The organism is Brachybacterium tyrofermentans (assembly GCF_039526165.1).
Taxonomy (GTDB): domain Bacteria; phylum Actinomycetota; class Actinomycetes; order Actinomycetales; family Dermabacteraceae; genus Brachybacterium; species Brachybacterium tyrofermentans.
In genome coordinates this window covers 25458-40287 of the sequence record NZ_BAAAIR010000049.1, presented here as the reverse complement: position 1 = coordinate 40287, position 14830 = coordinate 25458, and the positions used below count along the sequence as shown (strand labels likewise).

General features: G+C 70.0%; 13 protein-coding genes. 1 reads left to right on the top strand and 12 read right to left on the bottom strand.

All coding sequences use genetic code 11. The annotated features are described in order from the left end of the window. Nucleotides 1-191 precede the first annotated feature (191 nt). The 7 genes from ABD093_RS17190 to guaB form a co-directional block, all read right to left on the bottom strand. Entirely contained in the window at nt 192-1073 is an 882-nt protein-coding gene (locus ABD093_RS17190; RefSeq protein WP_343926058.1) for a hypothetical protein, read from the bottom strand. A 121-nt stretch (nt 1074-1194) separates the two neighbouring features. Further along, nucleotides 1195-1797, bottom strand: a complete 603-nt coding sequence (locus ABD093_RS17185) for a hypothetical protein (RefSeq protein ID WP_343926056.1) — start codon at nt 1795-1797, stop codon at nt 1195-1197. Continuing rightward, a complete protein-coding gene (locus ABD093_RS17180) occupies nt 1794-2903 on the bottom strand; it encodes a hypothetical protein (RefSeq protein WP_343926054.1) in 1110 nt (369 codons plus the stop codon). The genes ABD093_RS17185 and ABD093_RS17180 overlap by 4 nt, the downstream gene beginning before the upstream one ends. 19 nt (nt 2904-2922) lie before the next feature. Then, a complete protein-coding gene (locus ABD093_RS17175; protein ID WP_193117766.1) occupies nt 2923-4032 on the bottom strand; it encodes a GuaB3 family IMP dehydrogenase-related protein in 1110 nt (369 codons plus the stop codon). Between the two features lie 94 nt (nt 4033-4126). After that, nucleotides 4127-4840, bottom strand: a complete 714-nt coding sequence (locus ABD093_RS17170) for an exonuclease domain-containing protein (RefSeq protein ID WP_193117765.1) — start codon at nt 4838-4840, stop codon at nt 4127-4129. 138 nt (nt 4841-4978) lie between these two features. Beyond that, the gene (locus ABD093_RS17165) at nt 4979-5461 is read right to left on the bottom strand and encodes a hypothetical protein (RefSeq protein WP_193117764.1); all 483 of its coding nucleotides are present in this window, start codon (nt 5459-5461) and stop codon (nt 4979-4981) included. A 121-nt stretch (nt 5462-5582) separates the two neighbouring features. Continuing rightward, nucleotides 5583-7082 (bottom strand): IMP dehydrogenase, encoded by a 1500-nt coding sequence (gene guaB / locus ABD093_RS17160; RefSeq protein ID WP_193117763.1) that lies wholly within the window; start codon nt 7080-7082, stop codon nt 5583-5585. A 430-nt stretch (nt 7083-7512) separates the two neighbouring features. On the opposite strand from guaB, the gene ABD093_RS17155 reads away from it, so the two are divergent. Further along, the gene (locus ABD093_RS17155) at nt 7513-9177 is read left to right on the top strand and encodes an inorganic phosphate transporter (protein ID WP_343926051.1); all 1665 of its coding nucleotides are present in this window, start codon (nt 7513-7515) and stop codon (nt 9175-9177) included. Between the two features lie 54 nt (nt 9178-9231). On the opposite strand, the gene ABD093_RS17150 is transcribed toward ABD093_RS17155, so the two are convergent. The 5 genes from ABD093_RS17150 to groES form a co-directional block, all read right to left on the bottom strand. After that, the gene (locus ABD093_RS17150) at nt 9232-10047 is read right to left on the bottom strand and encodes a hypothetical protein (RefSeq protein WP_343926049.1); all 816 of its coding nucleotides are present in this window, start codon (nt 10045-10047) and stop codon (nt 9232-9234) included. A gap of 91 nt (nt 10048-10138) precedes the next feature. Then, nucleotides 10139-11200 carry a pseudouridine synthase gene (locus tag ABD093_RS17145; RefSeq protein WP_343926047.1) on the bottom strand — a complete coding sequence of 354 codons (1062 nt, stop codon included), beginning with the start codon at nt 11198-11200 and terminating at the stop codon, nt 10139-10141. A 14-nt stretch (nt 11201-11214) separates the two neighbouring features. Then, nucleotides 11215-11916: a hypothetical protein gene (locus ABD093_RS17140; protein WP_343926045.1), complete on the bottom strand. Its 702-nt coding sequence runs from the start codon at nt 11914-11916 to the stop codon at nt 11215-11217. Nucleotides 11917-12315: 399 nt separating this feature from the next. Continuing rightward, nucleotides 12316-13902, bottom strand: coding sequence for a chaperonin GroEL (gene groL, locus ABD093_RS17135; RefSeq protein ID WP_343926043.1), 1587 nt, complete (start codon nt 13900-13902; stop codon nt 12316-12318). A gap of 16 nt (nt 13903-13918) precedes the next feature. Beyond that, entirely contained in the window at nt 13919-14215 is a 297-nt protein-coding gene (gene groES / locus ABD093_RS17130; RefSeq protein ID WP_343926041.1) for a co-chaperone GroES, read from the bottom strand. Nucleotides 14216-14830: the final 615 nt, after the last annotated feature.

Sequence of the window (14830 nt, the reverse complement as noted above, 5' to 3'; positions counted from 1 at the left end):
CACAGAGCACCCTGGTCATCGGTGTCACCTGACCCCGCCACGAAGCGACCGAAGAACCCCGCCATTCAGCAGACGAAGTCACATCGCGCTGGTGGCGTCCTCGCCCCGCTGACCGCCCACGGCGCCACGTCGCGACTCGGGCATCGACACCTGGGACCCGTCCCCGCGGCCTGCCGATCTGCCGGGGCGGTTCAGGACCTCGCCGGTCGGTCCCCCTCGGTGGCGTCGCCGGTCGTTCCCTCGGCCTCGCCAACAGATTCTGGGCCGTCCACCGCCTCAGCCGGCTCCGCAGAGTTCGGGCCCAGTGCTGAGGAGCTCGAGTAGACCGAGGTCGAGGTGTACACCGACCCGATCGATGAGTAGGTGTATCCCGAGGAGCTCGGACCCGCACCCGAGGGCGTCGTCCCGAGATCTACGTCCGCGGTCTTCGCCGTGGTCGACGTCGTGGTCATCGCCACGGTCGACTCCGTAGCCGACGCCGTAGCCGAGGCCGCGGCGCGCTCCTGCTCGGCAGCCTCTGGCGTCCGGGCGCCGTGCTCCGAGGACGCGCTGGGGACTTCGTCCTCGGTTCTCGGGGGCACGGCAGACGCTGCAGGCGCTGCAGGCCCGGCGGGAGGGGCAGGCGCGGCGGGAGGGGAAGGCGACTCGGCGTCGTCCACATCGTCGTCCCGGTACAGCTCGTGCAGCTGCTCCCGGAACTCCCCGCGCTCCTTCACGTCGTCCTGCAAGCCGCCGAAACGGAATTCCGGCACCACCGAGTCACGACCCGCCGGCCCACGCCTCGCCTCGCCGCTCTTCGAGTAGCTCAGCGTCTCCCAGATCTCAGGGTCGCGGGCCTGCTGCTCGGAGTCCGACGGACGCTGGGGAGAGCGCGCAGGCGTCTCCTGGGTAGGGGTGGAACGCTGGGTGGTGGAGCGCGCACCTGCCGCTCGCCGAGGCGCCGGCCACGAGTCCTTCCTCGTCTTCCCCGTGGGCGACGGCCGATCCGCGGACTTCCGCGATTCTCCGCCCAGGAACGCGCTCGCGACCTTGATGATGACGATCACGAAGATCATCAGGATGACGAATTCCATACCCCTGCCCTCTCCCCTTTTCGCCGCGTCCAGCACAGCCCGATCTTCACGTCCTGCACAGCCTATTCATCGCGTCCTGCACAGCACCCACGGATGCGCCGGGAAACGCCTCAGCATCGTGTCATCGGCGGAGGCGCTCTGCCTCCTGGGCGATGGCCTCGCGGCATGCCGTATCCCAGGATGCATGGTCGAGGATCAGCTCGTCCCTCCACGGGATCCCCAGCGCCTCAGCCATCTCCCAGCGCTCTCCAGCACCCATCTCGCGCAGCGTCATGGAGGGCACAGCGATCTGGTCCTCGGAGGAACCGCTGCTGAAGATCGGCCCGCTGGACCTCCCTGATCCCGCGTTCTTCTCAGATCCCGAGGCTCGCCCTGATCCCGAGGCCCTCCGTGTTCCCGAGGCCCTCCGTGTTCCGGCGGAACCCACGTGAGCTCTCCCCCGGCGACCGCCTGCTCCGCGGCGGCTGAGTCGGCTGAGCAGGAAAGGGGCCGCGAACAGGACGAACAACCCGATCAGCAGGGCGAGGAATCCGCTGCGCAGATCGAGGACGAGATAGCGCAGGTCATCCAGCACCCTCGGGCCGAGATGCAGCCCGTACAGCGGGGCGTAGGCGTACAGGGCGCCCGCCGCGGACAGCAGCAGCGCGACCGGGACGATCCGGAACCGCCGCTTCGTCGGAGGTTCACTGCTCAGAACGGGAAGCTCACCGCTGAACTCGCTCATCGATCCTCCACCTCGCCCTCGGCCTCCTCCGCGTCCTCCTCTGAATCCGTGCCCAGCACCGACCGTTCTGCGCGCTCGGCATCGTAGAGGGAGGTCGGGGTATAGACCGACCCCGACGACGTGAATGCGCCAGTCCACAACGGCGTCGAGCTCGTGGTCGCGCTGAACGGTGCAGACGCGCTGGACGTCGCGACGCCGCCAGCGGCTGCGGCTGCGGCTGCGGCTGCGGCTGCGGCTGCGGCATCGTCGCCCGCTCCGGTCGGCGCCGATCCGCGCCACGTCGTCGATCCATCGACGGGGACACGGGACGGTGCCGCGTAGCCCTCGGAGAAAGAGCTCGGAGCAGGAGCCGGGGTCGAGGCTCGTTCCGGGGACGAGGTCCGTTCCGGAGCCGTAGCCCGGGTCCGTTCCCCCGCCGGGGTCGAGTCCGACGTGGACGTGGACGTGAACGTCGAGGTAGAGGTCGAGTCCGACGTCGAGAACGACGTCGAGGACGCCGTCGTGCCAGCGTGCACGGCCCCGAGAATCTCGAGGACAGCACGAGCGCCGCCTGCGGTCCCGTAGGCGCTCTTCCACGGGATGCCGGACGCCCGGGCCATCGCCCTCAGGTCCGCGACGCTGTACCGGGCCGCGCCGTCCGGCGCTCCGACCGGTCTCTCGACGCGGCCGTCCTCGGTGAACACGACCGAGGTCCTCCGTCGCTCCCGGGAGATCCCGGCCGAGGTCGAGACCCCCGAGGCCTGCGCCGATCCCGCGTTCTGCAGGCGCCGTTCCGCTCGCTGCCGGACGTCCGCGACGTACCAGGGCACGACGACGAGCACGAGGCCGGAGAGGATCAGCAGAGCGATGAACGTGTGGTCTCTCAACCACCATTGGATTCTGCTGGGAAGGAGCGAGCCCGGGCCGTCCAGGATCCCCCACACCAGCGCTTGTCCGGGAGGGAAGCCGTACAGGTAGAACGGCACGAACAGCAGCAGCAGGACCACCGCCGTGGCGACCAGTCCGAGCACCAGCACCACGAGCGGGCGGCGCACCGTCTGGCGCCACCGGGGTTCGGTGCCGCCTGCGCTCCCGGCGTCGTCGCCGAGGGCGGACAGCACACTCATCACGCCATCGGCCCCGAGGTCATGCGGTGGTCACGACCTCGACCCGCTGGAACTCCTTGAGGTCGAGGTAGCCGGTGGTGGCCATCGCGTGGCGCAGGGCTCCGACGAGGTTGGTCCTGCCGTCGGCCGCGATCGAGGGGCCGAACAGGATCTGCTCGAGGGGTGCCACGGTGCTGACCTCGACGCGGTGGCCGCGGGTCAGCGTCGGGTGGTGCGCCTCGCTGCCCCAGTGATGGCCACGACCGGGGGCCTCCTCGGCGCGGGCCAGGGCCGCCCCGACCATGAGACCGTCGGCGCCGCAGGCGATGGCCTTGACCAGATCGCCGGAACGTCCCAGGCCACCGTCGGCGATGACGTGCACGTAGCGGCCGCCGGACTCGTCCATGTAGTCGCGGCGCGCGGCGGCGACATCCGCCACGGCGCTCGCGAGCGGCACGGAGATGCCGAGCGTCTCCTGAGTGGTCTGCGAGGCCCCGCCGCCGAAGCCGACGAGCACCCCGGCCGCCCCGGTGCGCATGAGGTGCAGTGCGGCGGTGTAGGTCGCGCAGCCGCCCACGATGACCGGGACGTCGAGCTCGTAGATGAATCGCTTGAGGTTCAGGGGTTCGCGGCCCGTGGAGACGTGCTCCGCCGAGACGGTCGTGCCGCGGATGAAGAAGAGGTCCACCCCGGCGTCGACGACGGTCTTCCAGTGCTCCTGGGTGCGCTGCGGCGAGAGGGAACCGGCGGCGGTGACGCCCGCGTCGCGCAGCTGCTGGATGCGATCGCGGATCAGCTCGGGCTTGATGGGCTCCGCATAGATGTCACGCATGACCTGCACGACCTCGTCATCCGAAGCACCGGCGACCATGTCGAACTGCGCGGAGGGATCCTCGTAGCGGGTCCACAGGCCCTCGAGGTCCAGCACGCCCAGGCCGCCGGCCTCGCCGAGCTGGATCGCGGTCTCAGGGGACATCAGGGAGTCCATGGGGGCCGCGAAGATCGGGATGTCGAAGCGATAGGCATCCACCTGCCAGTCCGTGGAGACGTCTTCGGGGTCGCGCGTACGACGGGACGGCACCACCGCCACGTCATCGAAGCTGTAGCTGCGGCGTCCCCGCTTGTTGCGGCCGATCTCGATCTCATTCATCACACGGGGAGTCTACCGTCGGCCCGATGGCTCCCGGGCCCGGTCTCCCGTCGCGACGTGGGAACCGGAGTCGGGCCCTGCGACGAGCTCCGGCTCAGAGCGGCCAGTTGGTGTTGACGTCGGGCGTCTTGCCCTTCTTCTCGAGGAACTTGTTGAAGTTCTCCGCCCAGGTGCGGTGCCAGCCGATCTGCTCACGGTGCAGGTCCGCGAGGGAGGAGGCGGCCAGCTGCGGATGCTTGGCCACGATCGCTCGCAGCACGTCGAGGGTCGCGGAGACATCCACGTCGGCGGTATGGAGCCGGCCGTCCTGCTCGATCCCGAACAGCGCGAGCATGTCGGTCAGGGTGCGCTTCCCCTTGCGATAGCGGTCCACGCCGCGATCGACCACCAGCGGGTCGATCACCGGGGCGATGTCGTGCCCCAGGCGCTGGGCGAGGGTGGGCAGGCCGAGGCGCGTGAGCTCGTTCTCGAGGATCGCGAGATCGAAGCCGCCGTTGAAGGCGACCAGCGGCACGTCCTTGCCGAGGGCCTCGGCGATCATGGTCACGACCTCCTCGAGCGCCGCGGCCGCCTTCATGCCGTGCGCCCGGGCATGCTCGGTGCTGATGCCGTGGACCCGCTGGGCCGGTTCGGGGATGTCCATCTCAGGGTCAATGAGCCAGGTCGCGACGGTCTCGTTCTCGCGGCCGGGCCCCACCGAGTGCACGAGGGCGACCGTGACGATCCGGTCGGAGGCGACGTTCGTTCCGGTGGTCTCGGTGTCGAATCCGAGCAGAGGGGCGTCGATCCAGGACGAGGGTGCGTTCATGCGACCAGCCTAGAGGCCAGGGCCGACGCTCCACGCCGATCCACAGCGAGGCGTCCTCCACAACGGACCTCTGTGCGACGAGCCGTGCCACGGCGAACGTTGCCGCGGCGGACCTCACGGCGACCGACCGGCCGACGCTCAGAGCAGTCCGTCGGCCCCGAGCGCCATCGAGCCCATCAGCGTCAGGACGGCGAGCACCGGGGCGATCACCGCGAGGCCGATCGCGACGATCGCGCGGACCTGCCCCGAACGCCGCGTGAGACCCACGATGCCCAGCACGATCGCCGCCAGGCCGAGCACCATCCACAGCAGCAACGAGCCGAAGGCCGCCAGCACCGCCCACTGATAGGCGACCGGGGTATCGGTGAGGTAGTAGCCAGATGCCGTCCCCATGGGGACCACGGTGAGGCCGACCCCCGCCATGGCAGCCACCGAGCCGAGCAGGGCGACCAGCGACAGGGCGAGCGACCAGGAGGACGCCCGGGCGCTGGGGGCCAGCCCGCCCGCACGGGCGACGGAACCGTCCGCCGGCTCGGGACGGCCCGCCGATGCTGCGCCGCCAGGGAGCGCGGTGCGGGCCGACGACGGAGCGGGCGGGGCGGAGGCGATCTGCGTGCTCATGGGATCGAGCCTACGAACCGGGACCGGGTGCATCCCACCCGGCGGACCTGACGCCTGCCTGGGGATATTCCCCCAGGCAAGGCGGTCAGCCCTCGATGCCGTGAGAGACCGGCAGGCGCCGTCAGTGCGAGGAGTAGTTCGGGGCTTCCATGATGGCGGCCATGTCGTGGGGGTGGGACTCCTTGAGCCCGGCCGCCGTGATGCGCACGAACTGCCCGCGCTCCTTGAGCTCGGGCACGGTGTTCGCGCCGACGTAGAACATCGACTGGTGCAGACCGCCCGTGAGCTGATGGACGACGGTGCCGAGCTGTCCCTTGTAGGAGACACGGCCCTCGATGCCCTCGGGCACGATCTTGTCGTCGGTGGGCACGTCGGCCTGGAAGTAGCGGTCCTTGGAGAAGGACTGCTTGCCGCGCGAGGACATGGCCCCGAGCGAGCCCATGCCGCGGTAGGCCTTGTACTGCTTGCCGCCGATGAGCACGACCTCCCCCGGGGACTCCTCGGTACCGGCCAGCAGCGAGCCGACCATGACGGTGTCCGCACCGGCGACGAGCGCCTTGGCGATGTCGCCGGAGTACTGCAGGCCGCCGTCGCCGATCAGCGGGACGCCTGCTGGTCCGCAGGCCTTGGAGGCCTCGTGGATCGCGGTCACCTGAGGAACGCCGACGCCGGCGACCACGCGGGTGGTGCAGATGGATCCCGGGCCCACACCGACCTTGACGGCATCGGCCCCGGCGTCGACCAGGGCCTGCGCCCCGGGGCGGGTGGCGACGTTGCCGCCGATGACCTGGACACCCGCGAAGTACGGGTCCGTCTTGATCGTCCGGATCATCTCGAGCGAGAGACGGGCGTGGCCGTTGGCGGTGTCGACCACGAGGACATCGACCCCGGCATCGCGCAGGGCGCCCGCCCGCTCGAGGGAGTCGCCGAAGAAACCGACGCCGGCACCGACCAGCAGGCGCCCCTGGGCATCCTTGGAGGCATCGGGGAACTGCTCGGACTTCACGAAGTCCTTCACCGTGATGAGACCGGTGAGGCGGCCGTCCGCGTCGATCAGGGGCAGTCGCTCGCGCTTGTTCTTGCGCAGGAGCGCGGTCGCCTCCTCGGGGGTGACGCCCTCCGGGGCCGTGAAAAGCTCGGTGGTCATGACGTCGGCGACCTTGGTGGTGCCCCACTCGGCGACGGGGATGAATCGCAGGTCGCGGTTGGTGCAGACGCCGATGAGGAGATCGGCGGAGTCGACGACGGGAAGGCCGGAGACGCGGTACTGGCCGCAGACCGCGTCGAAGTCCTCGAGGGTCGCCTCCGGACCGATGGTCACAGGATTGGTGATGCGCCCGGTCTGCGTGCGCTTGACGAGGTCGACCTGATGGGCCTGGTCCTCGATGGAGAGGTTGCGGTGCAGGATGCCGATGCCGCCGTGGCGGGCCATGGCGATGGCCATCCGCGACTCGGTGACGGTGTCCATCGCCGCACTCGCCAAGGGGACCTTGAGCGAGATCTCCCGTGTGAGGCGGCTCGTGGTGTCCGCCTCGGAGGGGATCACGTCCGTCTCCCCCGGGAGAAGCAGGACGTCGTCGTAGGTGAGTCCGATGAAACCGAAGGGATCCGCGCTCGTCATGCAGGAATGCTACCGGCCACGGAGCCCGGGAGGGCGGGCCGTCCGACGTGGTTCTGCCCACGACGCACGACCCGCCCGGAGACGGGCTGGCGGGAGGCGGATCAGGCTGCGGCCGCGTCGACCTCGAGCGCGACCTCGGTGACCCCAGGGGCGCTGCGCCCCGTGGAGCGGGTTCGTCATGTCTCCCGCGTGGTCTGCGCACCGATGAGCGGCATGGCGCGCATCACTCGTGGCCGAGGGCGAGGAGGAGCGCCTGCTCACGTGCCGCGCGATCCCCGCAGGTGCCCCGAGCGGACATGCGTCGTTGGACTGCTGTCTTTGTCGCAGTCACCGTCTCGTGTTCTAGAGTGACGGCGTCCCACCCTGGGGCAGAAGTTCGGTGCCGAGCACCGGTCCAGCCCTGACTCCTCCACACCCCGGGAGCCTGACGATGCCCCGCACGACTGTTCAGCATCCCGCCGATCCCCCCGTGACAGCGGGCTTCCTCGGCCCCGACCGCAACTGGCACCTCGGTGCCGGAGCAGTCACCGTGGTGACCGTGGTGTCCTTCGCCCTCTGGTCGTTCCTCCACACCGGGCCCGGGGTGAACCCGATCCTGCTGGTCCTCGCGATCCTCTTCGGCCTGTTCATGGCGTTCAACATCGGCGGCAACGACGTCGCCAACTCCTTCGGGACCAGTGTCGGCGCCGGCACCCTCACCATGAAGCAGGCGCTCATGGTGGCCGCCGTGTTCGAGGTCTCCGGTGCCGTGCTCGCGGGCGGCTCGGTCACCGAGACCGTGCGCAGCGGCATCGTGGACATCGACTCCATGCACATGGATCCGCAGTCCTTCGCCTACATCATGATGTCCGCCCTGCTGGGCGCCGCCGTCTGGCTGCTGCTGGCGACGAAGATGGGCTGGCCCGTCTCGACCACGCACGCGATCATCGGCGGCATCGTCGGCGCCGCCGTGACCACCGGACTCGTCACGGGCACCGGCGGGCTCGAGATGGTGCAGTGGGGCGAGATCGGCCAGATCGCGATCTCCTGGGTCCTCTCCCCGCTCCTCGGCGGCATCTCGGCCTTCCTCCTGTTCGGTGCCATCAAGCGCCACATCCTGGCGCCCGCCGCTCGGGCGATCGCACTGGGCTCGCACGGCTTCGACGACGCCGAGGACGAGGACGAGGACGACGACGATGACGACGATGACGAGGACGGCGAGCTCACGGCGGAGGACCGGAGCCACATGGCGGCCTCCGAGCGCGTGAGCGAGCTGCAGCAGGCCGCCTTCGCCGAGTCCGCCACTCTCGACCTCTCGCCGGGCAGCCCGGGCGCGCAGCTCGCCGAGTTCGCGGCGGGCCTCTCCAAGAAGAAGCGCAAGGCGGCTCGCAAGCTCGAGCGCAGGGCCGCGTATCACGCGCTCGAGAAGCGTGTCCCGCCGCTGGCCGCCGGTGCCGCCATGGTGATCGCCGCGATGCTCGTCTTCAAGGGCCTGAAGAACGTGGGCCTGGACCTCTCCATCGGCGGCGGCATCCTGCTGCTCGCCATGGTCGGGATGGCCGTGTGGATGGCGGTGACCGTCTTCGCCCGCTCGCTGAAGAAGCAGTCCATCTCCCGCGCCACCTTCATCATGTTCAGCTGGATGCAGGTGTTCACGGCCTCGGCCTTCGCCTTCAGCCACGGCGCCAACGACATCGCCAACGCCGTGGGCCCCTTCGCGGCCGTGCTCGACGTGCTGAGCACCGGCGAGATCTCCGCGGAGGCCGCCGTCCCCACGGCCGTGCTGATCGCCTTCGGCATCGCGCTGATCTCGGGTCTGTGGTTCGTGGGCCGCAAGGTGATCGCGACGGTCGGGACCGGGCTCACCTCGATGCACCCGTCCTCCGGCTTCGCCGCCGAGCTCGCCGCCGCAGCGGTCGTCATGCTCGCCTCCGTGCTGCGACTGCCGGTCTCCTCGACGCACATCCTCATCGGCGCCGTCCTCGGTGTGGGCATCGTGAACCGCGCGGCGAACTGGAAGCTCATGCGACCGATCGCCCTCGCTTGGATCATCACCCTGCCGGCGGCGGCCGGCATCGGCGCGGTCGTGGTGCTCATCCTGCGCGCGCTCTTCTGAGCCGCTCCCCCGAGCAGGGAGGACCAGCCCTCACGATGACCAGCCCCGACCGGGCTACGCAGGATCTCCCGGTCGGGGCTTCTCCTTGCCGCCGAGGACGCGCCGGACGCGATCGAACTCGTCGCGGAACGCCGTCTCGTCGCGCTCGTACTCCGGGCGCCACGGCATGCCGAGGCGATCTGCGAGCTCATGGTTCGCGCGGGCGATCCGCTGCCGACGGTTCTCCCGCACGAGCACCGCACGAGGCGGGGCCGGGCGCAGGCCGGAGAGCGTCTGCAGGGCACGCAGCCCGTCGAAGGAGGCCGCGTCCCAACCGATCTCCTGGACCACCCACTGCCGGCTCGTCGACGCCTCGCCGCCCCGGCTGCGCGGACGGGCGGGCGCAGCGCCAGGAGCATGCTCCGCGTCCCGGATCCCGATCAGGGCGATGCTGCCCCGTTCGGCCTCCCCCACCGCGTAGTCGAGCTGGCCCAGCTCCGCGCGATCGACCGTTCGCAGGCCCTTGCGCAGGGCGAGCGTCCCGGATGCCTCGTCGAGATGGACCACGCGATGGGTGAGGAGCATCGGCACGATCCCCCACAGCGCGAACAGGGCCCACAGCAGCAGCGCCCCGAGGAGCAGCTGCATCCAGGCGGGGGCGAGGAGCTGCTCGAGCAGGGCGTCGTGCCCCTCGCGCAGGCGGCCGAAGCGCCACTGCTGGATCCCGGCAGCGGCGAAGGGGGACAGCAGCACGGAGACGAGCGGCAGCCCGATCAGGGCGCCGGGCACATAGCGGGCACGGATCGTGGGGCCGACGATCACGGCCCCACCGCGCGTGCGCCGCGGGGAGGGGGCGGCGAGGGCGGCATCAGAGGGCTGCGGGGCGGTCACGGCGACAGCGTACGTCGCGGACGCAGGACGCACTCCGGCGGCGATGGCAGGGGGCGGCGCAGGTCACCCGACTGGCCGATCTCCCTGGACATCACAGCTGGTCCTGGCCGGGCGTCGGTCCTCGAAGGGTTCTCCCGCTCTCGAAGAAATGCTCCGTACCGGTCACCGGATCCCGGAAGGCGAGGCTCCGCGCGAGCAGCTGGAGCGGCAGGTGGGGCCCGTCAGGCAGAGCAGGCAGGCCAGACCCGTCCGGCCCGTCTGGCCCGTCCGGCCCGTCCGGCCCGTCCGGCACTGGCGCAGGCTCTGTGACCCCGTACAGATCGTCCCCGAGGATCGGCGCCCCGCGGGAGGAGAGCTGCACACGCAGCTGGTGGGTGCGGCCTGTGCGCGGGTGCAGCGACACGCGCACCGTCCCGCCCGGCTCCGGGACCACCTCGCCCACGCGGGTCTCGGCGTTCGGCTCCCCCGGCAGCACCCGGGCACACAGCTCGCCCTGCCGCTTGAGCAGGTGGTCGAGCAGGACGTCCCCCTCCCGGAGGAGGTGGCGCGGCCGCAGCCGCGCCTCGTACACCTTGGCGACCTCGCCGCGGGCGAAGAGCTGCTGGTAGGCGGCCCGCTCCTCGGGTCGGATCCCGAAGGCGAGCACGCCGGCGGTGCGCCGGTCCAGGCGGTGCAGCGGTACCAGGGCGTCGATCCCCGTGGCCCGGCGCAGCCTCACCAGGGCGCTGGAGAGCACATGGGCGCCGCGCGGCATGGTCGCCATGTCGTGCGGTTTGTCGAGCACGAGCAGGTGCTCGTCGTGGTGCAGGATCGACAGCTCGACGTGCGGGACCTCCTCGTCGCGCAGCTCCCGGTGGAACCACAGCTCGTCCCCTGGGCCGACGGTCGCAGCGGCCGCCCAGGGTCTGCCCTCGGCGTCCACGACGTCACCTCGCGCGAGCCGTGCGGCCAGGTCCGTCGCCTGCAGGTCCGCGAGCGCCGGGAACCTCGCCTGCAGGGCGTCGAGAGCGGGAGCAGCCGGCATCGCATCACGCGGGATCAGCCAGCGCACGGCATCGAGGCCCTCCCGCTGGGGCAGCGGCGGCGGACGCCTGCGGGCCCGCTTCCGCGCGGCGCGACCGGGTCGCTCACTCGCAGAGGGTCGCTCGTTCACAGAGGGTCGCTCGCTCACAGACCCCATACGGCGAAGGTCAGCACGTTGTGGAAGATGTAGAAGGCCGCGAGCAGCAGGAGCAGCAGGTTGGGGTGGCGGTCCACGAAGCTCAGCGCCTGCGGCGCCTGCTCCTGCAGGTCCTTCACGGTGATCGCGTCGATGTGGTCGATCGTCGTTCCCGCCTCGCGGGCGCGGCGGAGGGTCATCTCCTGGGCCCGGGGGCCGAAGAACCGGCTGGAGACCGCGAGCACCCGTCGGCCCGCGCCATCCATCACGTACACCCCGTCATAGGTGGTCTCGGAGGCGTCCAGCATCTCCGCAGGGCTGGCGCCGCGGTCGATGTCCCGCACGGCGATGACCTGCCCCACCTCGTCCCAGCGCACCGTCCGGGTGTGACGGGCAAGGCTCCTCAGCACGAAGCCCTCCTCGTCGATCTGCAGCCAGGCGGTGAGGATGCGCAGGCAGAACACCGCCGAGCCGGCCGCAACCAGGACCCACAGCAGCAGAGGCATCGTGAACACCAGATCCCGCAGCAGCGCGGGGTCGTTCCACAGCCGCTGGCCCACGAAGCTGATGATCACCAGGAACTCGAGGACCACGACGAAGACGAAGCCGACACCGAGGGTGCCGAGGACGACTCCCGCCGGAGGGCCGAAGGTGCGGGTGGGCCGACTGTCATCCTCTGCGGGATGGGCGGAATCGGGGCTGCTGATCACCACTCCTCCTCCGAGCATCGACATGTCAGGACCAGCCCATGATAAGCCGCGCGGGGCAGCAGGAATCAGTTCTCGCCGCAGGTCGGACGGCGAGTTTCCCGGCTGTTCCGCGCGCTCCGATGCGCACTGGTCGATCGCCGCCCGAACACAGGCAGATCACTGATCGATCGTCGGCTCCCGGTGGATTCCAGGTGATCGCGTTCGACGTCGCGCCCGCCGGGGCCGCCTTGTGATCTGCGGTGCAGGTGCACTTCTCCGCGAACTGTTGCCACGGAGGTGTCCTGGACTGCTGGGGACAGGACTCCCGGGGACATGCCGACGGGCGGGCAGCACGGGTCTCCCCGTGTTGCCCGCCCGTCGGATGGACGCGAGCGACCTAGCGGTCGGCTCGAGGCGCGATCACGCCTCCTCGTCCTCCTGCTTCTCGATCACGAGGGTCTCGGTCGTGAGGACCAGACCGGCGATGGAGGCCGCGTTGCGCAGCGCGCTGCGGGTCACCTTCACCGGATCGATGATGCCTGCGGCGACCAGGTCGACGTACTCGCCGGTCGCGGCGTTCAGGCCGTGACCGACCTGAGCCGCCTTGACCTTCTCGACGACGACGTAGCCCTCGAGGCCGGCGTTCTCGGAGATCCAGCGCAGCGGCTCGACGACGGCGCGGGACACGGCGCGGACGCCGACTGCCTCGTCACCCTCGAGGCCGAGGCTGTCCTCGAGCACGGAGGCGGCCTGGACCAGGGCGCTGCCGCCACCGGCCACGATGCCCTCTTCGATGGCAGCGCGGGTCGCGGAGACCGCGTCCTCGATGCGCATCTTCTTCTCCTTGAGCTCCACCTCGGTGTGAGCCCCGACCTTGATCACGGACACGCCGCCGGCCAGCTTCGCGAGGCGCTCCTGGAGCTTCTCGCGATCCCAGTCGGAGTCGGTGTTCTCGATCTCGCCGCGGATCTGCGCGACACGGTCGGACACGGCCTCGTCATCGCCGGCGCCGCCCACGATGGTGGTGGAGTCCTTGGTGATGACGACGCGGCCGGCCTGGCCGAGCACCTCGGTGCCGACGGTCTTGAGGTCCAGACCGAGGTCCGAGGTGACGACCTGCGCGCCGGTGAGCACCGCGATGTCCTGCAGCATCGCCTTGCGACGATCGCCGAACGCGGGAGCCTTCACGGCCGCACCCTTGAAGGTGCCGCGGATCTTGTTGACGACCAGCGTGGACAGGGCCTCGCCGTCGACGTCCTCAGCGATGACGAAGAGCGGCTTGCCGCCTTCGACGACCTTCTCCAGCAGCGGCAGGATGTCGGCCACGGCCGAGATCTTGCCCTGGTGCAGCAGCACGAGGGCGTCCTCGAGGACGACCTCCTGGCGGTCTCCGTCGGTGACGAAGTGCGGGGAGATGTAGCCCTTGTCGAACTGCATGCCCTCGGTGAAGTCGAGCTCCATCGCGGTGGTGGAGGACTCCTCCACCGTGATGACGCCGTCCTTGCCGACCTTGTCGAACGCCTCGGCCAGCAGCTGGCCGATCTCGCGGTCCTGGCTGGAGACGGACGCGACGGACGCGATCTGCTCCTTGCCGTCGACCGGGGTGGCGATCTCGCCGAGCTTCTCGGAGAGGGCGTCAACGGCCTTCTCGATGCCGCGCTTCAGGGCCGACGGAGCGGCGCCCGAGGTGACGTTGCGCAGACCCTCGTGCACGATGGCCTGGGCGAGGACGGTGGCGGTGGTGGTTCCGTCGCCGGCCACGTCGTTGGTCTTGGTCGCGACCTCCTTGGTGAGCTGAGCGCCGAGGTTCTCGTAGGGATCCTCGAGCTCGATCTCACGGGCGATGGTCACGCCGTCGTTCGTGATGGTGGGAGCGCCCCACTTCTTGTCGAGGACGACGTTGCGGCCCTTGGGGCCGAGCGTCACCTTGACGGTGTTGGCGAGCTTGTCCACGCCACGCTCGAGGGCGCGTCGTGCGTCCTCGTTGTAGATGATCTCTTTAGCCATTAAAGATTCAGTCCGCTCAGTTTTCGATGATTGCGAGGATGTCGCGAGCGCCGAGGACGAGGAACTCGTCGGTGCCGTACTTCAGCTCGGTGCCGCCGTACTTGGAGAAGACGACCTTGTCGCCGACCTTGACGTCCATGGGCACACGCTGGCCCTTGTCGTCGAAACGACCGGCGCCGACGGCGACGACCTCGCCCTCCTGGGGCTTCTCCTTCGCGGTGTCCGGGATGACAAGACCGGAGGCCGTGGTCTGCTCGGCTTCGAGCGGCTTGACGACGACGCGATCCTCGAGGGGCTTGATGGAGACCGACATGCGGCTCACTCCTTCATGAAGAGATGACTCTGTGAGTTCTGGGGTTCAGGGATCCCGGTCCCGATCGTCGTCGCGGTGCCGATCGAGGAGGATCCCTCTGCGGCAGCTTCTGGCACTCTCGGCCGTCGACTGCCAACGAGCCCAACTCTAGGACCGTGTTGGCACTCATGCAAGACGAGTGCCAGATCCGGGACGTGTCCTCGGGTTCCACCCGACGCGCGAGGACCCGGAGGATCGGCCCTGATCGCACCTCCCCCTCGACCCCTTCGCCGCCCTCACAGCCGCCGCAGACCCATCAGCTCCGTGGTCGCCCCGGGGATAATCGCTGGTCCGGCCGTTTTCGCCGAGCCGAGGTCGAGCGTCCCGACCGCCAAACGAATGTCCGGGCAGCTGCTCGAGGGTCGCACTCAGGAGGTCGAGGACCGCGCTGGGGAGGCGGACATGCGCCAGTACGCCCGACGCGAACATCGCGCTCGATCACCCCCTGACCCCGTTCCCGATCCTGCTCCTGCTCCTGCTCCTGCTCCTGCTCCTGCTCCTGCGAACCATCCAGTCGGCTCGCTCTGAGCGCCAGCCGACTCGCTCTGACTGCGAAGGAGCCGTCCACCTGAGCGC

Excerpts from the sequence above, each read along its gene's own strand:
- ABD093_RS17180 (WP_343926054.1), bottom strand. The coding sequence starts at position 2,903 with ATGAGTGTGCTGTCCGCCCTCGGCGACGACGCCGGGAGCGCAGGCGGC.
- groL (WP_343926043.1), bottom strand. The coding sequence starts at position 13,902 with ATGGCTAAAGAGATCATCTACAACGAGGACGCACGACGCGCCCTCGAG.
- ABD093_RS17175 (WP_193117766.1), bottom strand. The coding sequence starts at position 4,032 with ATGAATGAGATCGAGATCGGCCGCAACAAGCGGGGACGCCGCAGCTAC.
- guaB (WP_193117763.1), bottom strand. The coding sequence starts at position 7,082 with ATGACGAGCGCGGATCCCTTCGGTTTCATCGGACTCACCTACGACGAC.
- ABD093_RS17165 (WP_193117764.1), bottom strand. The coding sequence starts at position 5,461 with ATGAGCACGCAGATCGCCTCCGCCCCGCCCGCTCCGTCGTCGGCCCGC.
- groES (WP_343926041.1), bottom strand. The coding sequence starts at position 14,215 with ATGTCGGTCTCCATCAAGCCCCTCGAGGATCGCGTCGTCGTCAAGCCG.
- ABD093_RS17155 (WP_343926051.1), top strand. The coding sequence starts at position 7,513 with ATGCCCCGCACGACTGTTCAGCATCCCGCCGATCCCCCCGTGACAGCG.
- ABD093_RS17190 (WP_343926058.1), bottom strand. The coding sequence starts at position 1,073 with ATGGAATTCGTCATCCTGATGATCTTCGTGATCGTCATCATCAAGGTC.
- ABD093_RS17170 (WP_193117765.1), bottom strand. The coding sequence starts at position 4,840 with ATGAACGCACCCTCGTCCTGGATCGACGCCCCTCTGCTCGGATTCGAC.
- ABD093_RS17185 (WP_343926056.1), bottom strand. The coding sequence starts at position 1,797 with ATGAGCGAGTTCAGCGGTGAGCTTCCCGTTCTGAGCAGTGAACCTCCG.